24 protein-coding genes and 1 pseudogene are annotated in these 21,777 nt (G+C 66.5%); 17 read left to right on the top strand and 8 right to left on the bottom strand.

Features of this window, described 5'->3' with window-relative positions; all coding sequences use genetic code 11:
* Positions 1 to 59: 59 nt before the first annotated feature.
* The 3 genes from AC069I_RS29915 (at position 60) to AC069I_RS29905 (ending at position 2,641) form a co-directional block, all read left to right on the top strand.
* On the top strand, positions 60 to 1,187 hold the full coding sequence (locus tag AC069I_RS29915) for an epoxide hydrolase family protein (RefSeq protein ID WP_478226447.1): 1,128 nt from the start codon (positions 60 to 62) through the stop codon (positions 1,185 to 1,187).
* Between the two features lie 2 nt (positions 1,188 to 1,189).
* Entirely contained in the window at positions 1,190 to 2,269 is a 1,080-nt protein-coding gene (locus AC069I_RS29910; RefSeq protein ID WP_478266910.1) for a winged helix DNA-binding domain-containing protein, read from the top strand.
* A 75-nt stretch (positions 2,270 to 2,344) separates the two neighbouring features.
* Positions 2,345 to 2,641: a hypothetical protein gene (locus AC069I_RS29905; protein WP_340686479.1), complete on the top strand. Its 297-nt coding sequence runs from the start codon at positions 2,345 to 2,347 to the stop codon at positions 2,639 to 2,641.
* Between the two features lie 19 nt (positions 2,642 to 2,660).
* Here AC069I_RS29905 and AC069I_RS29900 read toward each other — a convergent pair whose 3' ends face one another.
* The gene (locus AC069I_RS29900) at positions 2,661 to 3,431 is read right to left on the bottom strand and encodes an FHA domain-containing protein (RefSeq protein ID WP_478266909.1); all 771 of its coding nucleotides are present in this window, start codon (positions 3,429 to 3,431) and stop codon (positions 2,661 to 2,663) included.
* Between the two features lie 84 nt (positions 3,432 to 3,515).
* On the opposite strand from AC069I_RS29900, the gene AC069I_RS29895 reads away from it, so the two are divergent.
* Positions 3,516 to 3,887, top strand: coding sequence for a PH domain-containing protein (locus tag AC069I_RS29895; protein ID WP_026467493.1), 372 nt, complete (start codon positions 3,516 to 3,518; stop codon positions 3,885 to 3,887).
* 760 nt (positions 3,888 to 4,647) lie between these two features.
* Here AC069I_RS29895 and AC069I_RS29890 read toward each other — a convergent pair.
* Positions 4,648 to 4,830 (bottom strand): hypothetical protein, encoded by a 183-nt coding sequence (locus tag AC069I_RS29890; RefSeq protein WP_478266908.1) that lies wholly within the window; start codon positions 4,828 to 4,830, stop codon positions 4,648 to 4,650.
* Between the two features lie 43 nt (positions 4,831 to 4,873).
* Here AC069I_RS29890 and AC069I_RS29885 point away from each other — a divergent pair, with 43 nt between their 5' ends.
* Positions 4,874 to 6,613: a DUF6119 family protein gene (locus tag AC069I_RS29885; RefSeq protein WP_478266907.1), complete on the top strand. Its 1,740-nt coding sequence runs from the start codon at positions 4,874 to 4,876 to the stop codon at positions 6,611 to 6,613.
* A 22-nt stretch (positions 6,614 to 6,635) separates the two neighbouring features.
* On the opposite strand, the gene AC069I_RS29880 is transcribed toward AC069I_RS29885, so the two are convergent.
* A complete protein-coding gene (locus tag AC069I_RS29880; RefSeq protein WP_478266906.1) occupies positions 6,636 to 7,106 on the bottom strand; it encodes an NUDIX hydrolase in 471 nt (156 codons plus the stop codon).
* 10 nt (positions 7,107 to 7,116) lie between these two features.
* On the bottom strand, positions 7,117 to 7,860 hold the full coding sequence (locus AC069I_RS29875; RefSeq protein ID WP_478266905.1) for a DUF5919 domain-containing protein: 744 nt from the start codon (positions 7,858 to 7,860) through the stop codon (positions 7,117 to 7,119).
* 242 nt (positions 7,861 to 8,102) lie between these two features.
* Between AC069I_RS29875 and AC069I_RS29870 the strand changes: the two genes are divergently transcribed.
* From AC069I_RS29870 to AC069I_RS29830, 9 genes are all read left to right on the top strand, one after another.
* A complete protein-coding gene (locus AC069I_RS29870; protein ID WP_457956914.1) occupies positions 8,103 to 8,348 on the top strand; it encodes a hypothetical protein in 246 nt (81 codons plus the stop codon).
* 4 nt (positions 8,349 to 8,352) lie between these two features.
* Positions 8,353 to 8,814, top strand: a complete 462-nt coding sequence (locus AC069I_RS29865; protein WP_478266904.1) for a hypothetical protein — start codon at positions 8,353 to 8,355, stop codon at positions 8,812 to 8,814.
* Between the two features lie 287 nt (positions 8,815 to 9,101).
* Entirely contained in the window at positions 9,102 to 9,350 is a 249-nt protein-coding gene (locus AC069I_RS29860; RefSeq protein ID WP_478266903.1) for a hypothetical protein, read from the top strand.
* Complete coding sequence (locus AC069I_RS29855) at positions 9,328 to 9,582, top strand: AMED_5909 family protein (RefSeq protein WP_478266902.1); 255 nt, start codon at positions 9,328 to 9,330, stop codon at positions 9,580 to 9,582. Before AC069I_RS29860 ends, AC069I_RS29855 begins: the two co-directional genes overlap by 23 nt.
* Positions 9,583 to 9,891: 309 nt before the next feature.
* Positions 9,892 to 11,466: an FtsK/SpoIIIE domain-containing protein gene (locus tag AC069I_RS29850; protein WP_478266901.1), complete on the top strand. Its 1,575-nt coding sequence runs from the start codon at positions 9,892 to 9,894 to the stop codon at positions 11,464 to 11,466.
* A complete protein-coding gene (locus AC069I_RS29845) occupies positions 11,463 to 11,849 on the top strand; it encodes a hypothetical protein (protein WP_478266900.1) in 387 nt (128 codons plus the stop codon). The genes AC069I_RS29850 and AC069I_RS29845 overlap by 4 nt, the downstream gene beginning before the upstream one ends.
* Positions 11,850 to 11,902: 53 nt before the next feature.
* Positions 11,903 to 13,468 (top strand): replication initiator, encoded by a 1,566-nt coding sequence (locus AC069I_RS29840; protein ID WP_478266926.1) that lies wholly within the window; start codon positions 11,903 to 11,905, stop codon positions 13,466 to 13,468.
* A 10-nt stretch (positions 13,469 to 13,478) separates the two neighbouring features.
* Positions 13,479 to 13,658 carry a helix-turn-helix domain-containing protein gene (locus tag AC069I_RS29835; RefSeq protein ID WP_007033922.1) on the top strand — a complete coding sequence of 60 codons (180 nt, stop codon included), beginning with the start codon at positions 13,479 to 13,481 and terminating at the stop codon, positions 13,656 to 13,658.
* Complete coding sequence (locus AC069I_RS29830) at positions 13,658 to 14,896, top strand: phage integrase central domain-containing protein (protein WP_478266899.1); 1,239 nt, start codon at positions 13,658 to 13,660, stop codon at positions 14,894 to 14,896. Before AC069I_RS29835 ends, AC069I_RS29830 begins: the two co-directional genes overlap by 1 nt.
* A 64-nt stretch (positions 14,897 to 14,960) precedes the next feature.
* Here AC069I_RS29830 and lpdA read toward each other — a convergent pair whose 3' ends face one another.
* The 4 genes and pseudogenes from lpdA to pip all read right to left on the bottom strand — a co-directional run.
* Positions 14,961 to 16,346, bottom strand: coding sequence for a dihydrolipoyl dehydrogenase (gene lpdA, locus AC069I_RS29825; protein WP_340686493.1), 1,386 nt, complete (start codon positions 16,344 to 16,346; stop codon positions 14,961 to 14,963).
* Positions 16,347 to 16,393: 47 nt separating this feature from the next.
* On the bottom strand, positions 16,394 to 17,164 hold the full coding sequence (locus AC069I_RS29820) for a lysophospholipid acyltransferase family protein (protein ID WP_478266898.1): 771 nt from the start codon (positions 17,162 to 17,164) through the stop codon (positions 16,394 to 16,396).
* Between the two features lie 63 nt (positions 17,165 to 17,227).
* Positions 17,228 to 17,635 carry a nitroreductase family deazaflavin-dependent oxidoreductase gene (locus AC069I_RS29815; protein WP_425342037.1) on the bottom strand — a complete coding sequence of 136 codons (408 nt, stop codon included), beginning with the start codon at positions 17,633 to 17,635 and terminating at the stop codon, positions 17,228 to 17,230.
* A gap of 63 nt (positions 17,636 to 17,698) precedes the next feature.
* Positions 17,699 to 18,637 (bottom strand): annotated as a pseudogene (pip, locus tag AC069I_RS29810) (prolyl aminopeptidase); the annotation flags it as partial.
* 38 nt (positions 18,638 to 18,675) lie between these two features.
* On the opposite strand from pip, the gene AC069I_RS29805 reads away from it, so the two are divergent.
* From AC069I_RS29805 to AC069I_RS29795, 3 genes are all read left to right on the top strand, one after another.
* Positions 18,676 to 19,716, top strand: a complete 1,041-nt coding sequence (locus AC069I_RS29805; RefSeq protein ID WP_478266897.1) for a LacI family DNA-binding transcriptional regulator — start codon at positions 18,676 to 18,678, stop codon at positions 19,714 to 19,716.
* 78 nt (positions 19,717 to 19,794) lie between these two features.
* Positions 19,795 to 20,946: a dihydrodipicolinate synthase family protein gene (locus AC069I_RS29800; RefSeq protein ID WP_478266896.1), complete on the top strand. Its 1,152-nt coding sequence runs from the start codon at positions 19,795 to 19,797 to the stop codon at positions 20,944 to 20,946.
* A complete protein-coding gene (locus tag AC069I_RS29795; protein WP_478235683.1) occupies positions 20,946 to 21,752 on the top strand; it encodes a sugar phosphate isomerase/epimerase family protein in 807 nt (268 codons plus the stop codon). Before AC069I_RS29800 ends, AC069I_RS29795 begins: the two co-directional genes overlap by 1 nt.
* Positions 21,753 to 21,777 lie beyond the last annotated feature (25 nt).

Genomic DNA, 21,777 nt, shown 5'->3' with positions numbered 1-21,777 from the left:
TTCCACCTTGTCCGCAATCGCGGAACGAACCTTTCCGCAATCGTTCCTAATCTAGCCCCATGACCGAAATCAAGCCCTTCCGCATCGCCATCGACCAGGCCGAACTCGACGACCTCAAGGACCGCCTGCACCGCACCCGCTGGCCCCGCGAGGTCACCGGCGACTGGAGCAGAGGCGTCCCGGTCGCCTACCTCAAGGGATTGGCCGAGTACTGGGCCGACGGCTTCGACTGGCGCGCCCAGGAAGCCGAGCTGAACGAGTTCCCGCAGTTCACCACCGAGATCGACGGCCAGACCATCCACTTCCTGCACATCCGCTCGACCGCCCCGGACGCGCTGCCGGTGCTCCTCACGCACGGCTGGCCCAGCTCGCCGTTCGAATTCCGGCGGGTCGTCGAGGAGCTCACCGAGGAGTTCCACCTGGTCATCCCGTCCCTGCCCGGTTACGGGTTCTCGAACCCGGTGAGCGGCCCCGGCTGGGGCAACCTGTTCCGCGTCGCCCAGGCATGGACCACGCTGATGGACCGCCTCGGCTACGAGCGCTTCGGCGTCCACGGCACGGACGCGGGCGCCGGGGTCGCAGGCATCCTGTCGATGATTGCCCCGCACCGTGTGGTCGGCGTGCACCTCACCGGGACGAGCGCGGGGATGCCCTTCGGACCCGCGGTCGACCTGGACGGCCTCGACGACAAGGACCGCGAGCGCGGCGAACGCTTCAACCGGTTCCAGTCCGACGGCCTCGGCTACCTGCACTTGCAGGCCACCCGGCCGCAGACGCTTGCCTATTCGCTGAACGACTCCCCCACCGGCCAGCTCGCCTGGATCGTGGAGAAGTTCGCCGAATGGACCGATCCGGCCAAGGAACTGCCGGACGACGCCGTCGACCGCGACCACCTGCTGACCGCGGTCAGCCTGTACTGGTTCACCGGCGCGGGCGCCTCCTCCGCGCACGCCGTGTACGAAGGCATGGAGGTCTACCGGCAGATGTCGCAAGGCGGCTGGGGCGAGGCGCCCGCCGGTCCGCCGCGTGGGATCGCCGTCTTCGCCGGGGACACCACGATCCGGAGCCTGCAGGACGGCCCGGTGGAACACTGGTCCGAGTACGACACCGGCGGCCACTTCCCGGCGATGGAGGTCCCCGGTCTGTTCGCCGAAGACCTCCGTTCCTTCCTGCGAAAGTGCGTCTGACCATGGACCAGCTGAGCCCACGGGCCCTCAACCGCGCGACACTGGCCAGGCAGCTCCTGCTCGATCGCGCCGATCTGCCCGCCGTGACCGCGATCGAGCGGCTGGCCGGCCTCCAGGCGCAGGCCCCCGACTCGTCCTATGTCGGGCTGTGGTCACGACTGCGGGATTTCCAGGTGGACGAGCTGGCGAAACCGCTGGCCGCCCGCGAGGTCGTCCGGTCGACGCTGATGCGCGGCACGGTCCACCTGGTCACGGCCGCAGACGGCCTCGCCCTGTGGCCGACCGTCAGATCAGTGGTCGAGCGCGGTTTCCTCGGCCACTACTCGCGGGAGATCGCCGGACTCGACCTCGCCGCGATCGCCGAAGCCGGACGGGCACTGCTGGCCGAACGGCCCCGCACACGCGCCGAAATCCGGACCGCGCTGGCGCCTCGATGGCCCGACGCCGACCCGCAGACTCTCGCGTACGCGGTCAACAGCCTGCTCCCGCTCGCGCACGTGACCCCGCGTGGCCTGTGGGGCCAGACCGGCCCGGCCGCGTTCGCCTTGCTCGAAGAGTGGGTCGGTGAGCCGGTCACGTCCGGGATCTCCCTCGACGACCTGGTGCTGCGTTACCTGAACGCGTTCGGCCCGGCGACCGTCCGCGACGCGCAGGTCTGGTCGGGGCTCACCAGGCTCAAGGAGGTCTTCGAGCGACTCCGGCCACGGCTGATCACCTTCCGCGACACCGAGGGAAAGGAACTGTTCGACCTTCCCGACGCCCCGCGGCCAGACCCGGAAACCCCGGCGCCGACCCGGTTTCTTCCCGAGTACGACAACGTCCTGCTCTCCCACGCCGACCGCGTCCGAGTGATCCCCGATGGCCGTCGCGTGCCCTTGCCACCGGGTAACGGCGGCCGACGGGGCACCCTGCTCGTCGATGGTGAATTCCTGGCCATTTGGGCGATCAAAGGGGCGACCCTGACGATCGAATCGCGGAAGCCGTTGCGAGATCAGGATTCGATCGCCGAAGAGGGCACACGGCTCCTGGAATTCGTAGTGCCGGGCACGGAGCACGACGTACATTTCGGCATCGGCGGATAACAGTCGGGCCTTTCGCCGTAACGATGGGCGCCGTTCGGGCGAAGCAGCCGCCAAAGAGCCTGAAGGGAGCGGGCCATGAGCAAGAACTACGGATTCATGACGGTGCTGGCGGGGCTGAGCGCGCTCGCGGTGATCGCGGTCGCGGCGGTCTGGCGGTACCCGAACACCTCCGACGTCACGGCGGTGATCACCGCGGCGGGCACGGTGATCGGCACCGTGGTGGGCGCCTTCTTCGGCGTGAACGCGGCCTCGGCGGGACGCGTGAAGGCCGAAGAGAGCCGGGATCAGGCGACGGCGGCGCTGGTGAAGGTCGCGGGCGAGGCGGACAGGGGAAGCGACGTCGCGAAGGCGGCGATGGAAGGCGTGAGCTGACTGTCCTTTATGGACATATTCAGTCGAGCGCCTCGAGCAGGGCGAGATCCGGCGGGACGAGGGTCGTGGACAGCACGAGCTCTCGCAACAGGTTGTCGTTCAACGCGTTGCCGACCGGCTCGCCGACTTCTTCGCGCCGCAGCCCGAAAACGCCGCCGGCGGACAGCCGCGCCCGGACGTCGATGACGACGTGCTCGACGCGGCGGGCGGTCCACGTCTCGCCGGGCCGGAGTTCGGCGAGCACCTCGGCCGTCTGCTGACGGGACAACGGCTGCGGATTGAGGTCGTGCAGCAGATACCGTTGCCCGAAGACGACCAGGACCAGGCGTTCTTCCGCGCTGAGGCGCCAGCGGCGGGGCGGCACGGTGACGTCGTCGTGCCGAGTGACAGGCTGCCCTTCCTCGGGCCCCGCGACGTACAACTCGAGCAGGTGCTCCCGCCTGCCCGAACCGCGCACGAACAGCGGTGTATAGCCGTCCGACAGGGGGATCGGCTCCTCGCCGCGGGACAGCCAGCGGGAATTCGGCAAGCGGATGGGCAGCTGGCCGGTGTTGCTGACCCACCATCGCCCGTCGGTGAAGTTCAGCAGCCCGTGCCTGCGGCTGACCTGCAGGTCGTTTTCCCCCACACAGACGTCGACCTGCGGCCGATTGCGTCCGAAAGTGATCTCGCCGCCTTCGCCGGGGTCGACGGACACGCCGCCCGCGAGCGTGAGCGCGAACACCGCGCCGGGAGCCGACGGCGGCACGCCGAGCGCCAGGCTCTCGTGCGTCGTCGTGAGCCGCTTCATCGTGCCTCCTCCTGTTGCCCGGCATTATGAGGGACGCAGCCGGGGACGGGTCCCGATGTCGCGTTCGTCCGTATGTTGGACTACATGATTGACTTCTCCAAGGACACCGTCTTCAAACTCACGCCGTGCAAGCCGAAGGACATCGCGCCGACGGTGCAGCCGATCATCATCCCCGGCGAGGAGATCATCTCGTCGTTCAAGGCGGTGCGCGACTTCGTGGTGTTCACGAACAAGCGGCTGATCGCGGTGAACGTCCAGGGCATGACGGGCAAGAAGAAGGACTTCACTTCGCTGCCGTACAACAGGATCCAGGCCTTCTCGATCGAAACCGCGGGCACCTTCGACCTCGATGCCGAGCTGGACCTTTGGTTCAGCGGGCTGGGGAACGTGCGGCTGGAGTTCCGGGGTTCGGACATCCGCGCCATCGGGCAACTGATCGCCACCCACACGCTTTAGCTCGCCGGCTGCTTGCGGGAGGCGGGCTGCGGTGGGCGCTGGGCCCGGTGGGTCGTGAGTGGCGATTCGGGTTCTAACCCTTATTGCCACTCACGACCCACCTGGCCGATCTTGGTCCCTGCTGCCCCGGGTGTTGCGCTGTGGCTTTCGCAACGCTGGTCGCCTGCGTCTCGCGAGTGCGCGGGTGGCCGTTTCGCGTGATTGGACGGACGACACACGTGATTGACGGGACGACACGCGTGTTCAGGCGGACGACTCGCGGCGAAACACCCGTCGCGCGCGTCGTCCATCCAGTCACGCACGTCGCCCGCCGGATCACACGTGTCGTCCCAACAAGCACGTGAGACCGCCGGTGCGGTACAGGTGCTCGTGAGTGGTAAGGACGGTTAGAACCGTCCTTACCACTCACGAGGCCAGTTACATGTTGATCTTTTGGGCCCGGGGCTTTTCTGACGTGGGCATGATCGCTGCTTTTGGCCGCTGACCTGCGCGGACAGGGCTGGGCACTTCTCGCGTGTTCTCACCCCTACCCGACGTCTGACGGCCTGGAGACGGCCTGGCACTCGCCCACTCCTCCCCCATCCCCCCGATACGAAGCCATCCACGCGGCCGTCGCGTCGGGTCAAGGCACGCTTTCCCGCCTTGACGCGGCGTGACGGCCGTTGTGACGATCTGGCATCGGGGCGATGGCTTCGCGTAACAGCCGTTGGTCCGTTCGCGACCTCTGAGCACGAATGTCTCAGCGAGGAGGCCGACGTGCTCATTGGCGTACCTGCGCGCCGCTGGCGGCGGCAACACCTGTCCACGGCTTCAGCGGGTGCACCGCCCGGCCGGTGGGCGGAGCGGAGCGGCAGCCCGCCGTGTCGGGCCAGGTGCGCCCGCAGGCGAGACGCGTACGCAAGGTGACCAGCGCGCCGCCGACGGCGGCGCGCCTTGATCCCATAGAGCCAAGTTCGGCAGAACAGAACGTATGAATGAGGTGGGCAGTGCCTAGGCAGCCGTCGAAATCAGCGAAGACATCCCTTTACAGACTTCGCCTGCCAGCGAATGATCAGCTTGAGACTGCCGTACAAGACAAGTATCTGAAAGAAAAAGGCTTTACAGCAATTCGGACCACAGTTGACAAGAGTGACGCACTGTTGGTCTACGGTACAATTTTGAATGACAGCCCCACATGGGTAAGGCATGCTGCGAGCGTTTCATCGATTCCCTTTCAGTTAACCAATCAAACTTCCGCCGGACTACTTCTGGTGAGAATTGAATCGACGCACGATTATTGCTACGGGCTGTCTTGGAGCATGGGACACCTTGTCATTAACCCGACTTGCATCGACGACGGCTTTGGCCTTAAATTCGCTTTGCGCCGCGCGCACCCTGAATCGGTTTCCGCTCTAACATCACACGCTTTGGATACCGTGCCTCGTACAGCGCGAACTACCGTGTTCGGTGGCGCATCTCTCCCCTCCTTCGGCCTGGAAGAGATCGGTGAAATCGTAAGCCGATTCGTCGGAAAGATTGAGACAGATGGCTTGACTTGCGATGTTCAGCCAACAGGCGGAAAACCTCGCTCCAAAGCCGTACGGCAAGCAGCCCGCAAGATCACCGTCCGAGGCGCCGACTCTCTCGGCATTCCGCTGGCAAAGCTTCCCGGAGGCCTGCTATCAGACCTTAAACAAATCGACAGCGTAATCGAGACCGAAGAGGCAAAGTCCGAGCTTGCCCATCTCGAAGATACACAACCACTTAAGCCCGGAAATGGCAAGATTTCCATGCTGGAGGCCGCACTTTCGGCAGACCTCAAGGAAGACACTGCTAGTATGTCACTATGCTGGCCTGCGGAGTTCGATAGCGAACCTGGCGAAATCGCACAGTACAAAGTATTTGGATCCGGCTCCACAAAACCTCCGCTCTATGAAGAACTCGATCTACATTGCCTGACTGCACCCTTGGCGCACCTGGAACCAAACGCGCGCTTGTCTCGCCTACGAACCATGAGGATCCAAGGCCAAAGCGAAGAGGGAACAGCGCTAACCCGGGAAATATCCGGCGACAAATGGATCCTGTATCAGACGAAGCTGAACGGCGAGTCCTACGTGTTTCACCGAGGCCGCTGGTACAACATTGGAGGCGCATACCTCACAATGCTAAACTCGCGCCTCGACCGGATCTTCTCGAACAGAAGTAATCTATCCCTTCCTGGATGGCCGAAGCAGAAGAAGATCCGCAAGTCCGATTCATCGGAGTACCTAGGGTGGGCGAATGAGCGTCACTACAATGACCACGTGGTAGGAAAAATAAAAGGCCACGTCTCACTCGACAGGCAGCTAATTCACACAGAGCAGCACCCTCATGGCTTCGAGGCTTGCGACATCTTGACACCAGACGGCCGCCTTGTACACGTGAAGCGACTCGACGATTCGATTGCAGCAAGCCACCTCTTTAACCAGGCCAGCAACTCAGCAGAGGCCCTGGTCAGACAGCCAGACGCTTTAGAAAAATTTCGAGAAAAGGTTTCGGTTGTCAGCGGCGGACAGCACACACTTTCTGACGACTTTGAGCCCAAGTTAGTCGTGATTGCGTTCGCCGGCAAAGGTCGATCACCCGGCGACTTGTTCACGTTTTCTCAGGTCAGCCTTGTGCGCTGCGAGCAAAGGATCGCAACATTAGGCTTAAAATTAGAGATTGCATTTATCGAAGAGAGCAACGATGTTCTTGAAATTCCATAGCTAGGACTTCTCTGAAAACTCACTATGCGTAGTAGACATTGTCCCTGTTACTTGTAGCATGAGAGATTCGGAGTCGTATTGCAGGGTGAATGTTAAGACTGCGCAGAGCATCGGCGTTTACCCAGATCACTTCCCTGCTCTCACTGCTGGTCGCAAGGGTTCCACTAAGCGCACTCGCACGAAAGCAAATTGAGAACTCTTGCCGCACCTCGCCATCGTCGTACGCGATGACGTGGTTCGGGTTCGAGTACAGCCCGATGACCCCGGTCACCTCGCACTCAATCCCGGTCTCCTCGCGGACCTCCCGCACGGCGGCCTGTGACAGGGTCTCGCCGAGTTCGAGCTGCCCGCCGGGGATCGAGTACAGGTCGTTGTCCGTCCGCCGGATCATGAGGATGCGGCCTTCGTCGTCCTGGATGAACGCGGACACCGCGACCGCGATGCTGTTCGCCTTCGGGGCGTTCGGGTCGTTGTAGTAGTCGACGCGTGCCATGTGTGGCCTCCTAGAAGGTGGCGGGCTTGGCGAGGTTCCAGACGGCTTCGAAGCTCTCCGAGTAGGTCTCGAAGAGGTCCCCGGCGGATAGCCGGCGGAGGTGCAGGGATGGGGCATGGGCTCCCTGAAAGCCGTAGACGTGCGTGTTGATGATCATTTCGTCGTCGAAGCGGAAGATCGAGTTGTAGAGGGTCGTGTTGTGGAAGCGCATCTCCACCCCGTCTACCCCGATCAGCGGCCGGTAGAACGCCAGTGCGTTGCGGATACGCGCCGCAAGCGTCCCGTCGCCTAGCTGCTCCTCGTCCCCGCGCAGAGCGACGCTCTCCCCTTCGGGATCTCCGAAAATCAGCCGAATCTTCGCCCCGGCCTGGGCTTTTGCGGCCAAGTCCTTGATGAACCGCGGGCGCTCCACCAGGAACAGCGCGGCGTGGACCAGCACCTCGATGGTGTCCGACGCTTCCTTGATCAGCCGGTCCCACAGTTCGACGGGGATCGCGTTGCGGTGCGGGAACACGCGTACGACCTCGGCGGCTGCTGTCTCGGCCTTGCGCTCCGGGGCCACCGAGTCCGGCCACAGGTAGGTCTCGGACTCGCGCGCCATCGCGGCGATCTTGTGCCGGTGCTTCGGGTACGGCGTCCGCCCCTTGGTGATCCACCGTTCCACGGTCTTCTGATCGACCCCGGTGGCGTCGGCGACCTGCTTCGGCGTAAGGCCGTTGCGCAGCAGGGCGTCCCGCAAGCGTTCGTTCGGCATCCGCCCTCCTAGGGACTTGTAGGGACGTCTTCGACCGTACCAGGGACGTCCCTAGATGTCCCGCCACGTGGTGATCACGTCCCGCGTTTTGGCGGAGATTAGGTGCCAGGTTGCCGGGGACTCGCCCCAGCACCTCGACACCAAGAGGGAGGCAGGCATGACGACTCCAACCGCCGGTCGGGCAGCGTCCGCACGCGGCTCGGGAACGTGGACAGCTCGCCGGTTCGTGATCTGAGCGCCCGATGCGCGACACGGTTCAGATCCACGTCACGGCAGACCTGCCGATCCGCGTCCGCGCGCTCACCTACGCCAACCGGGCGGAGATCCGTTTCGGCAAGGCGTTCCCCGTGGTCCTGCTCGTCGATTCCGACGCGATAGCGGTGCTGGGGAGAGAACTCGCAGAGGTCCAGGCCGCACTGAGCGCGGCTGCCGCAAGGGGCAAAGACGGCGACGAAGTGCCGACAGACACAGACAACCAAGGGAACTAACGACATGGCTATCTATAAAGGACACCGCTTCGCCATCGACTTCGACGAAGCATTTGGGCAGGGCCTCGTGATGGTCGGCGAAGTCTCGCCGGACAACGAGTACCAGTCACGGGAAGACCGTGCTGCGGGTCGTCCGGCGCGGCAGCGGATCGACGAAGTGACAGGCAAACGTCAGTGGAAGGTCACGGTGACGGACCCGGACGAGACGAAGGCCAAGCGGGCATCTTTCGAGATCACGTTGCTGGCCGATGTGCAGCCGGTGCCGACGACGTCGGAGGTGCTGCCGGGTATGCGGCCAATCGAACTGGAGGGCCTGACGGCTGAGCCGAAGGTGGCTGGTCAGGGCGAGTTCAAATACCAGTCCTACCTGTTCCGCGCGACCGGCTTCAAGGCTGCGGCGTCCGGTGGCGGAGCGAAGTCGGGCCGGGCCTCCGCCGCTGCCGAGTCAACGCCCAAGGCGGCGTGATGACGGGCGGGCGCTGGGGGTGGCATCCCCGCACCTGGTCCAAACCTGGGAAGCCGCTTACCGCCACTACGGCGCGATGACACAGCGGACTGCGCAGAGCGGGGATGCCCTGGCGGCGCATGACATGGCAGTCGCTTCCTGGGCGGTGGCGTCGGCATGGCGAGAGCTGGCGACTCAAGGCCAGTTGCCGTGGTGGGTGCTGGCTGCGGTGTCGGCGGCTGCCGAGGGGTTCGAGGAGAACGCGCGGTCGTGGGAGATGCGCGCCTACAGCGAGGAGAGTCAGGGTCGTGGCGTTCAACGCGATGTGGAAGCCGGGACGGCAGGCGGTCGCGGGGATGCAGGGCAATGGTTCGGCGAACCCGGCCCTGGTGATCTATCTGGATCCGGACAGTCTGGCGATCCTGCCGCCGTCCGATCCGGCCGCGTGGCCGGAGTTCATCCGGCTCCTTCGCCAAATCCGCGACGGCTCGGACGAACTGGCCGTGTTCCTCGACAAGCACAAGGCGGTGCGGGATGACCACTCTCGACCGGAATGAGCCGCAGACTCTCAAGGATGCGCACGCCGTTGCCTCGGCTCGTCGGCCGAAGCCGGGGTCGAATCTGTCGGCGTGGCTGACGTTCCATCAGGCCAACGCGCGCATGTATCGCGCGGTGTCCGATGTGGACCGAGGGCACCACCACGAACTCCGCTACTGGGTGGGCTATGAGGAGCGGAAGGCCGAGGAGGTGGCCGCCCAGATCCAGAAGGAGAAGTCGCAAGCCAGCTAGAAATTGAATGACAGAGCGAAAAACGCGCGTGGGGACGCGCGGCGTACAAACACGTCCTCGCACGCTTCCCTCGTCTCGTAAGGCGCAGAACCGGTAACTGGCCTAGGAACCTCGCCGGTTCTGCGCTGTCCACAACCTTTGGAAGTGAACAATGACAACGCTAAACGATGGCAACGAGCGTGCGCTAGATGGGGTCACCCGAACGCGCTGCGCAGTCTGTAAGCGGTTCGCGAAGCTTCTGCCCGGCGAGACCGAATGTGCTCCTTGCCGGGGAATGCTGCCGCTGGACCTGACCGGCGGTGGTCGCCGATGAACGCGAACGGGATCGGTCTTCTCCTCGTCGGCGGCGGTGTGCTCGGTGTGGTGGTGTGGCTGCTGCACAAGCTCGGCCGCGCCCTGGCCACGATCGCGGAAGTCCTCGCCGCCGCTGCGGTGGTTTTCATCGCTCTGTGGTCGGCCGTGAAATTGTTGGTGTGGCTGGGAAAGCAGGTCTTCACGCACTGGCGGACCAGCCTCGGCGTCCTTGCTGTGGTGGCCTGGTGGCAGTGGCTCGGCTGGCGCTCGCTCGCCATCACCGTCGCTTCGGTCGCGGTGGTGCTGGTGGCGTGGCGGCTGCTCGACCTGGTGTCGTTCGACTGGTGCTGTGGCCGGTTCCTGCGGGCGTGGTGGCTGCGGTGGTTCACCTACGCCCGGAAACTGCCGGGCTGGCTGCACGCCTGCGGCCTGTCCATCTCTGACGGCACCGTGCCCGTCGAAGTGACGGTCAACCTCGTCGGCCGCCGTCGCAAGGCAGTCTCGCGCACTGCGGGTGGCACGGCTGTGCAGGTCCCGAAGGTGCTCGGGGTGAAGTCGGGGCCGTCGTGGGATGAGGTCCGGGTCCGGCTCGTGCCTGGCCAGAAGCCGGAGGACTTCGACGACGCCGCCCGCGCCTTGGCCGTGGCTCGCCAGGTCACGCGGTGCCAGGTCCGGGAGCTGGAACCCAACGTCGTCTCGCTGGACTTCCAGCGCCGGGACCTTCTCAAAGCTTCGGTGGACTGCGCGGAGCTGCCCGAGCTGGCGGCCGTCGACGCCGTGGATCTGCGGCGGGTGTTCGCCGGACGTACCGAGTACGGGAAGGACTGGCGGCTGCCGCTGACCGGTCCGGGTGCTCACATGCTCGTCGCCGGGGCGACCGGGGCCGGGAAGAACTCGGTCATTTGGTCTCCGCTGGTGTCGGCGGCCTCGGCGATTAGCGCCGGGACGGTACGCGTCTCGGGGATCGACCCGAAGGGGATGGAACTCGCCTACGGGCGCGGGATCTTCGCCCGCTACGGCGTCGCGGGGAAAGAAGCAATCGAGGTCCTGGACGAACTGCTCGACGGCCTGGAGTCCCGCAAGCGCGAGTTCGCCGGGCACACCCGCAACGTCCCCATCTCCATCGAGCACCCCCTGGAGGTGCTGGAGTTTGACGAGATCGGCGCACTCACCAAGTACACCGACCGCAAAACCCGCGAAGCCATCGTGGAACGGGTCGCCATCCTGACGACACAAGGTCGGGCGCTCGGCTACACGGTGCGCGGCTATGTCCAGGAACCCACCAAGGACACCGTTCCCGTGCGGGAGCTGTTCCCGCGCCGGGTGTGTCTGCGCGTCACGTCGAAGACGCATGTCGGGATGGTCCTCGGCGACGGTGCCTATGAGCGCGGGGCGTGGGCGAATCGCATCGACGAGTCGGCTGCGGGGATTGGCTACATCTGGGGTGAAGGCATCCGCGAACCGCTGCGGGTCCGGGCTGGCTGGGTGCCGGACGAGACGGTCAAGGCGCTGGAAACCTACGTGACCAACGGCGGTGCTCATGTCGTCGACCTGGCTACCCGTCGCGGTCCTGAGGGGGTGGCGGCGTGAACCGGCTCATGGTCTTCCTCGATGCGATCCGCGATCACCTCGACTCCTTCGCGCTGCCTCCGGTCGCGTCCGTGCGGGTTGGGGTTGGGCCTGACCCGATCACGGTGCAGCTCGATTCGCGTCGGCTTGAGGACGTCGCTCGCGGCCTGCTCGCCTGGGCTGACTCCCTGGAGGATGTGAAGACGTCGCTGTGGCGTCCCGAGGGCGGTGCCTCGGTGCACCTGGAACTCAGCGGCCGGACTCCCTGCGGCATCCCCGTGGTCGTCTACGGCGGCGTCTGGTTCGACGAAGCCACGTTCCCGGACCTGCCTTCCGGTATGCGGCAGGAGATGCCGGTGTTCGTGCTGCGGCAGTGGGACACACCTGGGGAGGTGGCAGCGTGACGAGCACCAAGGAAGCCGCGGTGACCCCGCCGGCCAAAACTCGGGCCGCCCGGATGCGGGAACCCCTCGCCTCGGACGTGGTCAAGGCGACCGCTGAGAAGCACGGGGTCTGTGTCCGGCCGTTCACGATGGAAGTCGGCGACACCGATACCGGCGAACTCCGCTACGTCCCCGTCCCCTGCGGCTCCACCGTCGAATCGGTGTGCCTGCCGTGTGCTCGGAAAGCGAAGGCGCTGCGGCAGGTCCAGTGCCGTGAGGGCTGGCACATGGACACCGAACCGGACTTCACCCCGGAGCCGCCGTCCGAGGTCCAGACGGAGCTGTTGGCGTTCCGGGCTGACCTCGTCGCGGCCTACCGGCAAGAGACGAACCAGGCCGAAGCGGATGAGCTGCGGGAGGAGATCCAGAGTGTCGATGAAGAACTTCGGCAACTCGGGATGCGGGGCCGTCTCCCGTCGATCGACCTGCCCACAAAGAAGGTGGTGAAGCGCTCGACGAAACGGCGGCAGGACGCGCCAAACCTTCCTCGCCGGAAGGTCGCCAAGACCACGCTCGGCAGGGAGTACGCGGGCAGGTTCCGGCCGTCGATGTTCGTGACGCTCACCTGCGACACCTACGGCCCGGTCCGCTCCGACGGCGCACCGGTCGACCCGTCGACCTATGACTACCGGCGGGCCGCTCGGGACGCTGTGCACTTCTCGGCCCTGGTGGACCGGTGGTGGCAGAACCTCCGGCGGGTCGTCGGCTGGGACGCACAGTACTTCGCCACCGTCGAACCCCAACGACGGGCCGCCCCGCACCTGCACGCGGCTATCCGGGGATCGGTGCCGCACGACGTGATCCGGCAGGTCACCGAAGCGACCTATCACCAGGTGTGGTGGCCCAACCACGACGAAGTGGTCTACGTCGACCGGATGCCGCTGTGGGACGGCGACGCCAGGGTGTTCGTTGACCCGGACACCCGCGAACCGCTGACCGAGTGGGACGACGCGGTAGAGGCCGTGGAGGACCCGGCGCACGTGGTCACGTTCGGGCGGCAGGTCCACTCGAAGGGCATCCTCGGCGGCTCCGAAGAGGCCGGGCGGCACATCGGCTACCTGACCAAGTACCTCACCAAGTCGACAGGTGAAGTGGTGGAGGCCGACACGGCGAGGCAGCGCGATCACCACGACCGGTTGCACGCGGAGCTGTCGGTGACGCCCTGCTCGCCTCGCTGCGCGGTGTGGCTGCTCTACGGCATCAACCCCAAGGGCGCCAACGGAAAAACGACTCCAGGGCACTGCAAGGGACGGGCCCACCGGCGGACCACGCTCGGGTTGCCGGGTCGGCGGGTGCTGGTGTCGCGCAAGTGGTCGGGGAAGACGCTCGTCGACCACAAGGCCGACCGGAAAGCGTTCGTCCTCGAAGCGCTGGCGGCGGTCGGGATCGAGAAACCAGCGCCCGACCCAGCTCGGTTGGTCTGGCGCAAGGTCGACTCCGGAGACCCGTCCGTGCCGCCTCGGGACCACCTGGTGATGCACGCGATCTCAGAACGGATCACCTGGAAAGCCGAGTACGACAAGGCACTACTAGCCGCGCAGAGTCCGCCGGATCTTTCGGCAACTCCGCTCGCGGCTTAAGGGGGAAGGCATGGACAGCATCGATCCACTGTGGTCAGTCGAAGACGTCGCGGACTACCTGCGCGTGCCAGTAAAGACGCTCTACCAATGGAAATGGCTCGGCGAGGGCCCGCCGGTACGGAAGATCGGCCGTCACCTCCGCTATGACCCGACGAAGGTCCGGGCCTGGGTTGCTGAGGAGGCCGCCTGATGGGACATATCCAAGACCGCTGGTACAAACCCGCCAAGGACGCCAGGGGGAACCTGCGGCTCAACGCCCGTGGACGTCCGATTCTGGAGAAGACCGAGCTGTACGGCGTCGGGATGCGGTACAAGGTTCGCTACCTCGACCCGGACGGTAGTGAGCGGTCGAAGTCCTTTCCGGACAAGCAAAAGAAGCGTGCGGAAGACTTCCTGATCGAGATGGAGTCGGACAAGCGCGAGGGCAAGTACATCGATCCGCGTGCGGGTCTGGTGCTCTTTGAGGTCGTCGCGCAAAGCTGGCTGGACTCGCAGACGGTCGACTACACCAGCCGAGAGCGCTTCGCGACGCGCGTCAACGTCCATCTGCTTCCGTACTTCGGCAAGAAGGCGGTCGGCTCGATCCGGCCGAGTCACATCCAGACGTGGTTACGGAAGCTCCAGGACGACGAAGCCTCGGAAACGTCGCGGGCGCTCTACTTCGGGCACCTGGTCTCGATCCTCAACTTCGCGATGGCGGACAAGAAGATCTCGGAGAATCCGGCGCTGTCCAAGGTGATCTCCCGTCCGAGGGCGAGTCGTAACCAGGTCGTGCCGTGGTCGCGGGAGCGGGCTCGGGCGGTGCGGGACAACCTCCCGAGGCGGTACAAGCCCGCTGTCGACGTCCCGGCCGGTCTGGGCCTGCGGAAGGGCGAGCTGTTCGGGTTCTCGCTCGATGACGTCGACCGGAGCAGGGACCTGGCGCTCATCACCCGGCAGGTGCGAGTGGTCGCCGGACAACCGGTGTTCGCTCCGCCCAAGGGTGGCAAGACGCGTGAGGTGCCGATCGGGCGGAAGCTGCTCGGCCTCCTCGACGAGTACGCCAAGGAGTTCCCGGCGACCGAAGTCACGCTCCCCTGGTCGCATCCTGGCGGCGAACCCACCACGGTCCGCTTGCTCATGGTCAACGGGTACGGGTGGGTCTTCCGGGCGGAGTGGTTCCGGGTGAACTTCTGGCTGCCCGCGCTCAAGGACGCCGGAGTGGAGAAGCCGACCAGGGCCGACGGCGTGCACGCGCTGCGGCACCTCTACGCCTCGGTCCTGCTCGACGCTGGCGAGTCGATCAAGGCGCTGTCGCAGTACCTCGGCCACACCGACCCCGGCTTCACGCTCCGGGTGTACACGCATCTCCTGCCGAGTAGCCACGCCCGGACGCGGAAGGCCGTCGACGACTTCTTCGATGGCGCGCTCGGCGACCAGGCTGCATGACGGCCTGGCCACGGCCTGACACCTGCCCTGACCCGCGAAACCGCAGGTCAGGGCAGGTTCACGCTTACATGTTGATCATGTGGCCCGCGAGTCCGTGCACGGCTTCCTTCACCGCTTCCCCCAAAGTCGGGTGAGCGTGCACGTTCCGCGAGATCTCATGCACCGTCAGGTCCCACTGCTGCGCCAAAGTCAGCTCCGGCAGCAGTTCGGTCACCTCGGGGCCGATCAGGTGCGCGCCCAAGAGCTCGCCGTGCGTAGCGTCGCTCAGGATCTTCACGAAGCCGACCGCCTCGCCGAGGCCGTGCGCTTTTCCGTTGGCGGTGAAGGGGAACTTCGCCACCTGGACGTCGAAGCCCTTTTCGCGGGCCTGTTCTTCGGTCCAGCCGAAGCTGGCGATCTGCGGCTGGCAGTAAGTCGCGCGCGGGATCATCACGAAGTCGAGCTCCATGGTCTCGGCGCCCGCGATGGTTTCGGCGGCGACGACGCCCATGGACTCGGACGCGTGCGCGAGCATCAGTTTCGCGGTGACGTCGCCGATCGCGAAGATGTGCGGGACGTTGGTGCGGCCGCGCGAGTCGACGGCGATGGCGCCGCGCTCGGTCAGTTCCACGCCGGTCTTGTCCAGGCCGTATCCCTCGACCCGCGGCTGGAAACCGATGGCCTGCAACACCTTGCCCGCTTCGAGAACGCGGGATTCGCCGTTCTTCGACACGGTCACGCGCACGCCGGAGCCGGTGTCGTCGATCGACTCGACCTTGGTGGAGGTCAGCACCTCGATGCCGAGCTTCCGGTAGCGGCGCGCGAGTTCCGCGGAGACCTCGGCGTCCTCGAGCGGGACCATCCGGTCGAGGTACTCGACGATGGTCACCTTCACGCCGTAGTTGTGCAGCACATAGGCGAACTCGACGCCGATCGCGCCCGCGCCGGCGATGATGATGCTCTCCGGCAGCTCATTTTCCATGATCTGCTGTTCGTAGGTGACCACGCGGTCGCTGCGCGTGGTGCCCGGCAGCAGGCGCGCGGTGGCGCCCGTGGCGATCACGCAGTGGTCGAAGGTGACCCGTTCGCCGTTGACCTCGATGGTGTTGGCGTCGAGGAAGGTGCCGTGCCCGTCGTATTCGGTGATCTTGTTCTTCTTCATCAGGAAGTGCACGCCCTTGACGCGCCCGTCCGCGACCTTGCGGCTGCGGTCGAAGGCGGCCTGGTAGTCGAAGCTGACCTTCCCTTCGACCTGGATCCCGAACGACTTCGCCTCTTTGGTCACGATGTGCGCGAGTTCGGCGTTGCGCAGCAGCGCCTTCGACGGGATACAGCCGACGTTGAGGCAAACGCCGCCCCAGTATTTCTCCTCCACGACCGCCGCGCTCAGCCCCAGTTGCGACGCCCGGATCGCCGCCACGTAACCGCCGACTCCGGCCCCCAGGACAACGACGTCATAGTGTGCACTCATACCCCGAAACCTACCCCTCACCGGGACGGTCCGAAGGGTGAGACTGCCTACTCGGGGCGCGAGCCGCGGATCTCGATCAGCAGGTCGGTCACCGCGGTCATGATCCGCTTCGTGGCCTCCTCCAGCACCTCACGGGACGGCGAGGGCATCATGAGGTCCGAGAGGTCCACCGGCGGACCGGCGACCAGGTTCACCGTCTTGCGCGGGAAGGCGCGCGGAAGCACGGCGTCGGACGGCAGCAGGTGGTGCGTGCCCCAGTTCGCCAGCGGGATCACCGGGACACCGGTCTCCAGCGCGATCCGCGCGATCCCGGTCTTGCCGCGCATGGGCCACCCGTCCGGGTGATCCGTGAAGGTCGCCTCCGGGAAGATGACGACGCATTCACCCTCACGGACGGCGCTGACGGCGTCGCGGTACGCGTCGGACGCCGTGGCCGCGCCGCGGTAGACGGGGATGTGCCTGCCCGAGCGCATCACCGAGCCGATGACGGGCGCGTCCCACAGGCTCGCCTTCGCCAGGTACCGCGGCACGCGCCCGTGGGCCAGGCAGTACGCGGTCACCGTCGTCGGGTCGGCGAACGAGAGGTGGTTCGACGCCACCAGGAAACCGCCCGACGAGGGCAGGTGCTCCCCGCCGCGCACCCTGAACCGGGTGAACAGCACCAGGAACGGCCACACGACGTTGATCGCGAAGGCGAACCAGGCGCCCCGGCCGGCGCGGGCGAAGCGCCGGCCGAAGGCGATCATCTGGCGGAACGTCAGCAGGTCACCCGCAGCGGGGCTCAGCGCGGTCCAGCGTTCACGGGGTCTCAGCACCATGGACGTAATTCGTAGCCGAACCCGCCCGGGTTCGGCTGAAACCACGCGCGAACGCGGCGGGGATCACACGCGCTCGAGCACCACCACGGGGATCTCACGGTCGGTCTTCTTCGCGTACTCGTTGTAGTCCGGCCAGACGGCGGCGAGCTTCTCCCACAGCTTCGCGCGCTCCTCGCCCTCCAGCGTCCGGGCCCGCGCGGTGAACTTGTCCGCCTTGACCTGGGCCTTGACCTCGGGGTTGGCCTGCAGGTTCTTGTACCAGCCCGGGTCCTCCGGCGCGCCGCCCTTGGACGCCACGATCACCGGGTTGTTGTCGTCGTCGAACTGGTAGATCAGCGCGAACTTGCGGTCCTCGCCGGTCTTGCGGCCCTTGGTGGTGAGGATGAGGCAAGGGGCGCCCTTCTCCCAGTCGTGGCCCACCTCGCCGTCGGTCTCTTCGTAGCGACGGACGTGCTCGTCACCGAAAAGCATGTCTGAGTTCCTCTCGTCCTGGCGTATACCGGCGTCCTGCCAGTCTGACGCGAACCGGTCGGTCGCGCTGATCAACTCGTGCAGGATGCCGGGTTCGTCGAACGCGTGACCCGAGTCGCCCGCGATCTTCAGTTCCGCGGTGGGCAGCACCTGGCTGAGCTCCCACGCGGTGATGGCCGGGGTGACCACGTCGTAGCGTCCCTGGACCAGAACGCACGGGATGTCCCGGAGCTTCCCGGCGTCGCGCAGCAGCTGATCTTCGGCCAGCCAGCCGCCATGCCGGAAGTAGTGGTTCTCGATCCGCGCGATCGCGAGGGCGAACGAAGGATCGCTGAACGCGTCGATCACTTCGTCCTGAGGGCGCAGTTTGACCGTCTCCCCCTCCCAGCGGCTCCACGCGATCGCGGCGGGGCCGTGCACGGCGGGATCCGGATGGCTCAGCAGTTCGTGGTAGACCTCGATCAGGTTCTCCTGGCGGCGCGAATACGGCACCGGGGCGAGGAAACGCGACCACGCCTCGGGGAAGAGGAACGCCGCTCCCCCGCCGTAGAGCCATTGCAGTTCCTTCACCCGCAAAGTGGCGACGCCGCGGAGAACGAGTTCCGTGACGTGGCCGGGGTGGGTTTCCGCGTAGGTCAGCCCGAGCACACTCCCCCACGAGCCGCCGAAGACCATCCAGTGTTCGATGTCCAGATGCTCGCGCAAGCGCTCGATGTCGGCGACCAGATGCCACGTCGTGTTGACCGAAAGATCGGCCTCCGGGGTGGCGCAGTTCGGCGTGCTGCGCCCGCAACCGCGTTGATCGAAAAGGACGATCCGGTATCGGTCGGGGTCGAACAGTCTGCGATGTCTCGGAGTCGAACCGCCACCGGGGCCACCGTGGAGGAAGATCACCGGCTTGCCCTCGGGATCGCCGCACTCCTCCCAATAGATCTCGTTGCCGTCACCGACAGGCAACATCCCTTGGACGTAAGGTTCGATTTCCGGATAAAGGCCGAGCATGCCCGCCACTATGCCCCAAACGCCAGCTTGGAGGATCGATGAAGGCCCGCCCCCACGTGACGCTGGAAGATGTGGCGCGCACCGCGGACGTGTCGCTAGCGACCGCGTCCCGCGTACTCAACGGCACCGCCACCGTCCGGGGAGATCTCCGCGAACGAGTGATCGCCGCGGCCTCCGAGCTGTCCTATACCCCCAATGCTCACGCTCAGGCATTGGCCGGTGGCTCACAGCCCACCGTCGGGGTGATCTGCCACGACGTGGGCGATCCGTATTTCGCCGCGATCGCCGGCGGGGTCATGCGCGTGGCGAGTGAAAACGATCTTCTGGTGATGCTCGCGAGCACGTTCCGCGATCCGGCCAAGGAGGTCGCCTACGTTTCGACGCTGCGCGCCCAGCGCGCGTCGGCCATTCTGCTGATCGGTTCCGCGTTCGAGGACAAGGCGTGGGAAAAGGCGATGGCCGCCGAACTCGAGCCGTACCGGCGCGGCGGCGGGCACGTCGCCGCGGTAAGCAGGCATCGCGGGCTCAAGGTGGACACCGTCCAGCCCGACAACCGCGGTGGGGGCGCCGAACTGGCGAAGGCCATGCTGGACCTGGGGCACCGGCGATTCGCCGTGCTCGCCGGGCCGAAGGGCCTGACGACCGTCGTGGACCGTCTCGACGGTTTCGCGGCGGAACTGCTGGAGCACGGTGTCGAGCTGGCCGAGGACGACGTCTTCGAGGCGGCGTTCACCCGCGACGGCGGCTACGAGGCGATGGAGAAGGTCCTCGCCCGGCCGCGGAAGCAGTGGCCGACGTGTGTGTTCGCGGTGACCGACGTGATGGCCATCGGCGCGATGTCGGCGCTGCGCGACGCCGGCGTCTCCGTACCCGGCGAGATGTCGATCGCCGGTTTCGACGACATCCCGGTAGTGCGCGATCTCACGCCCGCGCTGAGTACGGTCGCGCTACCGCTGGAGAAGCTGGGCGAACGGGCCATGGACCTGGCACTCAAGGCCTCCCCCGGCACCCGGCCGCGGATGGTGCGGATGTCCGGCGAGGTCGTCCTGCGCCGCAGCACCGCCGCCCCCGCTCGCTGAAACCCTTGTGTGCGGCCCACGAGGTGACTTACCGTGGCCCGAGAAAGCGCTTTCTCACCCCCGCGCCACGGAGACCCGATGACCTTGATCGCCCTGCCCACCGCCGACGGCGGACTGGCGGAGTGGACGCCCCGAGGGGCGGAAACGCCCGCGAAACCGGCGACGCCGCCGACCTCCCGGATCGCTTACGCGGCCGCGCACGTGGTCGCCGACCCGCTCGCCCTCGCCGATCCCGAAGAAGGCGCGGCGCTGGACTGGGACACCACGCTCGCCTTCCGCGAGCACTTGTGGTCCTGCGGTCTCGGCGTCGCCGAAGCGATGGACACCGCGCAGCGCGGGATGGGCCTCGACTGGGCCACCACCAAGGACCTCATCCGGCGCACCGGCGCACTCGCCGCCGGACGGCCGTGGGTGGCCGGTGTCGGCACCGACCAGCTTCCCCACGGCGAAGCGACCGTCGGGTCCATTGTGGACGCCTGGCGCGAGCAGCTGGACCTGGTCGGCGAGGCGGGCGCGATCCCGGTCGTGATGGCCAGCCGGGCGCTCGCCGCGTCGGCCTCCGGGCCCGCGGACTACCATGCCGCGTACGGGAAACTGCTCTCCGGCGCGGACCGCCCGGTCCTGCTGCACTGGCTGGGCGAGCAGTTCGACCCGGCGCTGGCGGGCTACTGGGGCCACGGCGACGTCCGCGCGGCCGCGAAGGAACTGGGCAGGCTCTGCGCCGAGCACCCCGGCGTGATCGCCGGGGTCAAGGTGTCGGTGCTCGACGCCTCGATCGAGACCGAATTCCGCCGCGCGCTGCCCGACGGCGTCAAGTGCTACACCGGCGACGACTTCAACTACCCGGAGCTCATCGCCGGGGACGACCAGGGGCACAGCGAGGCGCTCCTGGGCATCTTCGACGCTGTCGCGCAGGTCGCCGGCGCCGCGCTCGCCCGGCTCGACGAAGGCGACAAAGACGGCTTCCACGGCCTGCTGGATCCGACGGTGGCGCTGAGCCGGGCCATCTTCCGGGCGCCCACCAGGAACTACAAGACCGGTGTCGTCTTCCTCGCCTATCTCAACGGGCACCAGGACCACTTCCGCATGGTCGCCGGCCGCGAGTCGGCCCGCTCCATCACTCATCTGGCCGAGCTGCTGCGCCTGGCGGACGCCGCGGGGGTGCTCACCGACCCGGATCTCGCCGTCGCGCGGATGCGGCCGCTGCTGGCCGCGGCGGGGGTGCTCTGATGGACCGGTTGAGCCTGAACCAGATCACCACCAAGGCCTGGTCGCTGCCGGAAGCCGTGGCGGGCTGCGCCGAAGCGGGCGTCCGCTGGATCGGCCTGTGGCGGGACAAGGTCGCCGAGACCGGTGTCGAGGAGACCGCCCGGCTGCTCAAGGAGTACGACGTCGGCGTGTCGTCGTTGTGCCGCGGTGGTTTCTTCACCGGGATCACCCCGGAAGGGTCCCCTGTGGACGGTGTCGCGCAGACCAGGGAGGCGATCGACGAAGCCGCCGCACTGGGCGCGGACGTCCTCGTCCTGGTCGTCGGCGGGGTGAACGGCGACCTGGCGTCGTCGAGGCAGCGGGTCGCGGACGCGGTCGGCGAGCTGGCGCCATACGCCGGTGAGCGCGGGGTCCGCCTCGGCCTGGAACCGCTGCACCCCATGCAGTGCGCCGAACGCTCGGTCCTGTCCACAGTGGACCAGGCACTGGCGGTCGCGCGGGAACATCCGGCCGACCAGGTCGGCGTGATCGTCGACGAGTTCCACGTGTGGTGGGACCCGCGGATCGAGGAGTCGATCGCCGCGGCGGCGGGCCGGATCGCCGGATTCCACGTCTGCGACCAGAAGGTGCCCCTGACCGACACCCTGCTCGGCAGGGCGCTGCCCGGTGACGGCCCGATCGACCATCGGCATCTGAAGGCGTGTGTCGAGGCCGCCGGGTACACCGGGCCGATCGAGGTCGAGGTGTTCGACGCCGACCTTTGGCGCCGCCCCGGTGGCGAGGTGCTCGCGGAGACCGTCCAGGCCTACCGGGACCACGTCTCCTGACGAAAGTAAGGGTCCCTCGCTGCCC

It is taken from the genome of Amycolatopsis sp. NPDC043885 (assembly GCF_056435685.1).
The sequence above is the reverse complement of the archived record's forward strand: the minus strand, read 5'-3'. Positions and strand labels throughout refer to the sequence as shown.

What these genes read in the sequence shown, in the direction of transcription:
- lpdA (WP_340686493.1), bottom strand. Translation starts at nt 16,346, where the DNA reads ATGAGTGCACACTATGACGTCGTTGTCCTGGGGGCCGGAGTCGGCGGT.
- AC069I_RS29820 (WP_478266898.1), bottom strand. Translation starts at nt 17,164, where the DNA reads ATGGTGCTGAGACCCCGTGAACGCTGGACCGCGCTGAGCCCCGCTGCG.
- AC069I_RS29830 (WP_478266899.1), top strand. Translation starts at nt 13,658, where the DNA reads ATGGGACATATCCAAGACCGCTGGTACAAACCCGCCAAGGACGCCAGG.
- AC069I_RS29805 (WP_478266897.1), top strand. Translation starts at nt 18,676, where the DNA reads ATGAAGGCCCGCCCCCACGTGACGCTGGAAGATGTGGCGCGCACCGCG.
- AC069I_RS29840 (WP_478266926.1), top strand. Translation starts at nt 11,903, where the DNA reads ATGCGGGAACCCCTCGCCTCGGACGTGGTCAAGGCGACCGCTGAGAAG.
- AC069I_RS29870 (WP_457956914.1), top strand. Translation starts at nt 8,103, where the DNA reads ATGCGCGACACGGTTCAGATCCACGTCACGGCAGACCTGCCGATCCGC.
- AC069I_RS29905 (WP_340686479.1), top strand. Translation starts at nt 2,345, where the DNA reads ATGAGCAAGAACTACGGATTCATGACGGTGCTGGCGGGGCTGAGCGCG.
- AC069I_RS29875 (WP_478266905.1), bottom strand. Translation starts at nt 7,860, where the DNA reads ATGCCGAACGAACGCTTGCGGGACGCCCTGCTGCGCAACGGCCTTACG.
- AC069I_RS29815 (WP_425342037.1), bottom strand. Translation starts at nt 17,635, where the DNA reads ATGCTTTTCGGTGACGAGCACGTCCGTCGCTACGAAGAGACCGACGGC.
- AC069I_RS29900 (WP_478266909.1), bottom strand. Translation starts at nt 3,431, where the DNA reads ATGAAGCGGCTCACGACGACGCACGAGAGCCTGGCGCTCGGCGTGCCG.
- AC069I_RS29855 (WP_478266902.1), top strand. Translation starts at nt 9,328, where the DNA reads ATGACCACTCTCGACCGGAATGAGCCGCAGACTCTCAAGGATGCGCAC.
- AC069I_RS29915 (WP_478226447.1), top strand. Translation starts at nt 60, where the DNA reads ATGACCGAAATCAAGCCCTTCCGCATCGCCATCGACCAGGCCGAACTC.
- AC069I_RS29835 (WP_007033922.1), top strand. Translation starts at nt 13,479, where the DNA reads ATGGACAGCATCGATCCACTGTGGTCAGTCGAAGACGTCGCGGACTAC.
- AC069I_RS29880 (WP_478266906.1), bottom strand. Translation starts at nt 7,106, where the DNA reads ATGGCACGCGTCGACTACTACAACGACCCGAACGCCCCGAAGGCGAAC.
- AC069I_RS29890 (WP_478266908.1), bottom strand. Translation starts at nt 4,830, where the DNA reads ATGGGATCAAGGCGCGCCGCCGTCGGCGGCGCGCTGGTCACCTTGCGT.
- AC069I_RS29865 (WP_478266904.1), top strand. Translation starts at nt 8,353, where the DNA reads ATGGCTATCTATAAAGGACACCGCTTCGCCATCGACTTCGACGAAGCA.
- AC069I_RS29795 (WP_478235683.1), top strand. Translation starts at nt 20,946, where the DNA reads ATGGACCGGTTGAGCCTGAACCAGATCACCACCAAGGCCTGGTCGCTG.
- AC069I_RS29895 (WP_026467493.1), top strand. Translation starts at nt 3,516, where the DNA reads ATGATTGACTTCTCCAAGGACACCGTCTTCAAACTCACGCCGTGCAAG.
- AC069I_RS29800 (WP_478266896.1), top strand. Translation starts at nt 19,795, where the DNA reads ATGACCTTGATCGCCCTGCCCACCGCCGACGGCGGACTGGCGGAGTGG.
- AC069I_RS29850 (WP_478266901.1), top strand. Translation starts at nt 9,892, where the DNA reads ATGAACGCGAACGGGATCGGTCTTCTCCTCGTCGGCGGCGGTGTGCTC.
- AC069I_RS29910 (WP_478266910.1), top strand. Translation starts at nt 1,190, where the DNA reads ATGGACCAGCTGAGCCCACGGGCCCTCAACCGCGCGACACTGGCCAGG.